This window comes from Kitasatospora sp. NPDC101155 (assembly GCF_044768305.1).
Taxonomy (GTDB): domain Bacteria; phylum Actinomycetota; class Actinomycetes; order Streptomycetales; family Streptomycetaceae; genus Kitasatospora.
The window spans coordinates 1-4091 of record NZ_JBIWPN010000132.1 but is presented as its reverse complement, the minus strand read 5'-3'; the positions used below and the strand labels follow the sequence as shown (position 1 = coordinate 4091).

General features: G+C 75.1%; 1 protein-coding gene. It reads left to right on the top strand.

The annotated features are described in order from the left end of the window. Nucleotides 1-4091: type I polyketide synthase (locus ACIRYZ_RS46245; RefSeq protein WP_402955706.1), on the top strand; the 4091-nt coding region annotated here is incomplete at both ends.

Genomic DNA, 4091 nt, shown 5'->3' with positions numbered 1-4091 from the left:
GCCGTCGTTCCCGTGCCGGAGACCGGCGGCCTGCTCTGCACCTCCCGCCTCTCCCTGCGCAGCCACCCCTGGCTGGCCGACCACGCGGTCGGCGGTGTGCTGCTCGCGCCCGCCTCCGCGCTCGTGGAGGTGGCCGTGCGCGCCGGTGACGAGGTCGGCTGCGGCACCCTCGAAGAACTGGTGATCGAGGCCCCGCTCGTCCTGCCCGAGCAGGGCGGCGTCCGGGTCCAGGTCGCCATCGGGGGAGCGGACGCCAACGGCACCCGCACCGTCGCCGTCTACTCCTCGCGTGAAGACAGCGGTGCCGATGCCTGGACCCGGCACGCCACCGGCACCCTCACCGCGACGGCCGAGGCCGCCACCCCGGACTTCGACTTCACCGCCTGGCCGCCTGCCGGCGCCCAGCGGGTCGAGCCGGACGGCCTGTACGCCGAGCTCGCCGACCTGGGCCACGCGTACGGCCCGGTCTTCCAGGGCGTCCAGGCGCTGTGGCGCCGCGCCGACGAGGTCTTCGTCGAGCTCGCCGTACCGGGGGAGGACCGCGAGGAGCCCAGCCGGTTCGGCGTTCACCCGGCCCTGCTGGACGCCCTCCTGCATCCCGCCCTGCTGGACGGCGACGCCGACGGCGCGGGCCACCGGCAGCCGCTCGCCTGGCGGGGACTGGCGCTGCACGCGATCGGCGCGACCACCCTGCGGGCCCGGATCGCGCCGCTCCCCGAGGACCGCGCGGCCCGCTCCTTCGAGGCGGTCGACCAGTTCGGCGGCCTGGTGCTGACGGCGGACGCCGTGGAGCTGCGGCCGCTGACGGCCGATCAGCTGCGGACCGGCGCGGCCTCGCCGACCGGGGACGCGCTCTTCCGGGTCGAGTGGGCCGCCCTGCCTGCAGCCGGGGACCGGGCGGCGGCCCTGCCGTCCTGGGCCGAGTTGTCCAGCGCGGACGAGGTCCTGGCCCTGGCCGAGGGTGCGGAGCTGCCCACCGCCGTCCTGCTGCGCGCCGAGGCCGGCGCCGCCGACACCGCGCTGGACCTGACCAACCGGGTCCTGGCGGCGGTGCAGGCCTGGCTGGCCGCCCCGGGCCTGGACGCGGCCACGCTGGTGGTCGCCACCCGGGGCGCGGTGGGCGCCGGAGCCGACGGCGCCGTCACCGACCCGGCGGGCGGCGCGGTGTGGGGGCTGATCCGGGCGGCGCAGACCGAGAACCCGGACCGGATCGTGCTGCTCGACCTGGACCCGGACACCGCACCCGGCAGCACCGCTGACGGTGCGTCGGCCGACCGGGAGCTGGACGGCGTGCTCGGTGCGGTGCTCGCCGCCGGAGAGCCCGAGACGGCTCTGCGGGGCACGGGCCTGACGATCCCGCGCCTCGCCCGCGCCGCCGCGCCGGCCGACAGCGGACCGGCGGTCCTGGACCCCGACGGCACGGTGCTGATGACCGGTGGCACCGGCTCGCTGGCCGGCATCCTGGCCCGCCACCTGGTCGCGAACCACGGCGTCCGGCACCTGCTGCTGGCCAGCCGGCGCGGCCGCACCGCCGACGGAGCGGAGGAGCTGGTCGCCGAGCTGACCGGACTCGGCGCGGCGACGGTCACCGTCGAGTCCTGCGACGTGACGGACCGGGACGCGGTGGCCGCCCTGCTGGCCGGGATCCCGGCCGCGCACCCGCTGACCGCAGTGGTGCACACCGCGGGCATCGCCGACGCGGGCGTGATCGGCACGCTGGACCCGGCACGGGTGGCGCAGGTGTTTGCGCCCAAGGTCACCGCAGTCGACCACCTGGACCGGCTGACCCGCGAACTAGCCCCGGAGCTAAGGGCGTTCGTCGTCTTCTCGTCCGTCTCCTCGGTCTTCCTCGGCGCAGGCACCGGCAGCTATGCGGCGGCCAACGCCTACCTGGACGCCGTCGCCCACCAGCGCCGAGCAGCCGGTCTGCCCGCCACCTCGCTGGCCTGGGGGCTCTGGGAACAGACCGCCGGCGGCATGGCGGCCGGCATGGACGAGCTCACCCGTAGCCGGATGAACCGGCGCGGCGGCGTGCTGCCGATGACGCCCGCCGAGGGCATGGCACTCTTCGACGCGGCACTGCGGACCGGAGAGCCGCTGCTCGTCCCGGCCAAGCTCGATCTGCGCGCGCTGCGCGCCGACGCCGCGGCCGGCCGGGGCATCCCGACCCTGCTGCGCGGCCTGGTGCACGCCGGACGGCGGATCGCCCGGGCGGCGACGGGGGAGAGTGGCAGCGGCCTCGCCGCCCGGCTGGCCGGGCTCGCGGCCGAGGAGCGGGAGGCGCTGCTGCTCAACCTGGTCCGCTCGCACGCGGCCACTGTGCTCGGCCACCCCGGCCCGGAGAGCATCCGGACCGAGACCGCCTTCCGGGACTCCGGCTTCGACTCGCTCACCTCGGTCGAGCTGCGCAACCGGCTGCGCGAGGCGACGGGCCTCAAGCTGGCCGCGACGGTGGTCTTCGACTACCCGAGCCCGCAGGCCTTCGCCGGCTACCTGCTCGGTGAGCTGGGCGGCGCGACGAACGCGACCCAGGAGCTGAGTGGGCCGCTTCCGGTCGTCACTGTGGACGAGCCGATCGCGATCGTCGGCATGGCGTGTCGTCTGCCGGGCGGGGTGGCGAGCCCGGAGGACCTGTGGCGGTTGGTGATCGAGGGGCGGGACGCGATGTCCGGCTTCCCGACCGACCGGGGCTGGGAGGTGCAGGACCTGTTCGATGCCGACCCGGACAAGGCCGGCACCTCGTACGTCAACCAGGGCGGATTCCTCTACGAGGCAGCCCAGTTCGACGCCGGATTCTTCGGCATCTCGCCGCGCGAGGCGCTGGCGATGGACCCGCAGCAGCGGCTGCTGCTGGAGACCTCCTGGGAGGCGCTGGAGCGGGCCGGCATCGACCCGAGCAAGGCGAAGGGCACGGACGGCGGCGTCTTCTTCGGAGTCATGGGCCAGGGGTACGGGGCGGGCGGTGCCGTGCCCGCCGAGCTGGAGGGCTTCACCGGCACCGGCGGAATGGGCAGCGTGGCCTCCGGGCGCGTCTCGTACGTGCTCGGGTTCGAGGGCCCGGCGGTGACCGTGGACACGGCCTGCTCCTCCTCGCTGGTGGCGATGCACCTGGCGGCCCAGGCGCTGCGTCAGGGCGAGTGCTCGTTCGCCTTGGCGGGCGGTGCGACCGTGATGGCCACGCCGGGGACCTTCGTCGAGTTCTCCCGGCAGCGCGGCCTGGCGGTCGACGGCCGGTGCAAGTCGTACGCGGACGCCGCCGACGGCACGGGGTGGGCCGAGGGTGCGGGCGTGGTGGTGCTGGAGCGGCTGTCCGAGGCGCTGCGGAACGGCCACAAGGTACTGGCGGTGGTGCGGGGCTCGGCGGTCAACCAGGACGGTGCGTCGAACGGTCTCACTGCGCCGAGCGGTCTGGCACAGCAGCGGGTGATCCGGCGGGCGCTGGCCAACGCAGGCCTCACGACGGTGGATGTGGATGTGGTGGAGGGTCATGGCACCGGGACGGTGCTGGGTGACCCGATCGAGGCGCAGGCGCTGCTGGCGACGTACGGTCAGCGGCGGGAAGCTGAACGGCCTTTGTGGCTGGGGTCGTTGAAGTCGAACATCGGTCACACCCAGATGGCGGCCGGTGTGGCGGGTGTGATCAAGATGGTGCAGGCGTTGCGGCACGGTGTGATGCCGCCGACCCTGCACGTGGATGCGCCGTCCTCGCAGGTGGACTGGACGGCCGGCTCGGTGGAGTTGCTGACCGTGGCGCGAGAGTGGCCCGAGACCGACCGGCCGCGCCGGGCGGGCATCTCCGGGTTCGGTGTGAGCGGGACCAACGCGCACCTGATCCTGGAGCAGGCGCCGGAGGTCGAGGCGGTGGTGGCTCCCGAGTCGGACGGCCTGGTGCCGCTGGTGGTGTCGGCGAAGAGCGTGGCGTCGCTGACGGGTCAGGCGGAGCGGCTGGCGGCGTTCCTGGCGGCGGGTGAGGTGGCGCTGCCTCAGGTGGCGGGTGCGTTGGTGGCCGGGCGTGCGGTGTTGGGCGAGCGTGCGGTGGTGGTGGCCGGGACGCGGGAGGAGGCGATCGCGGGGCTTCGGGGGATCGCTGA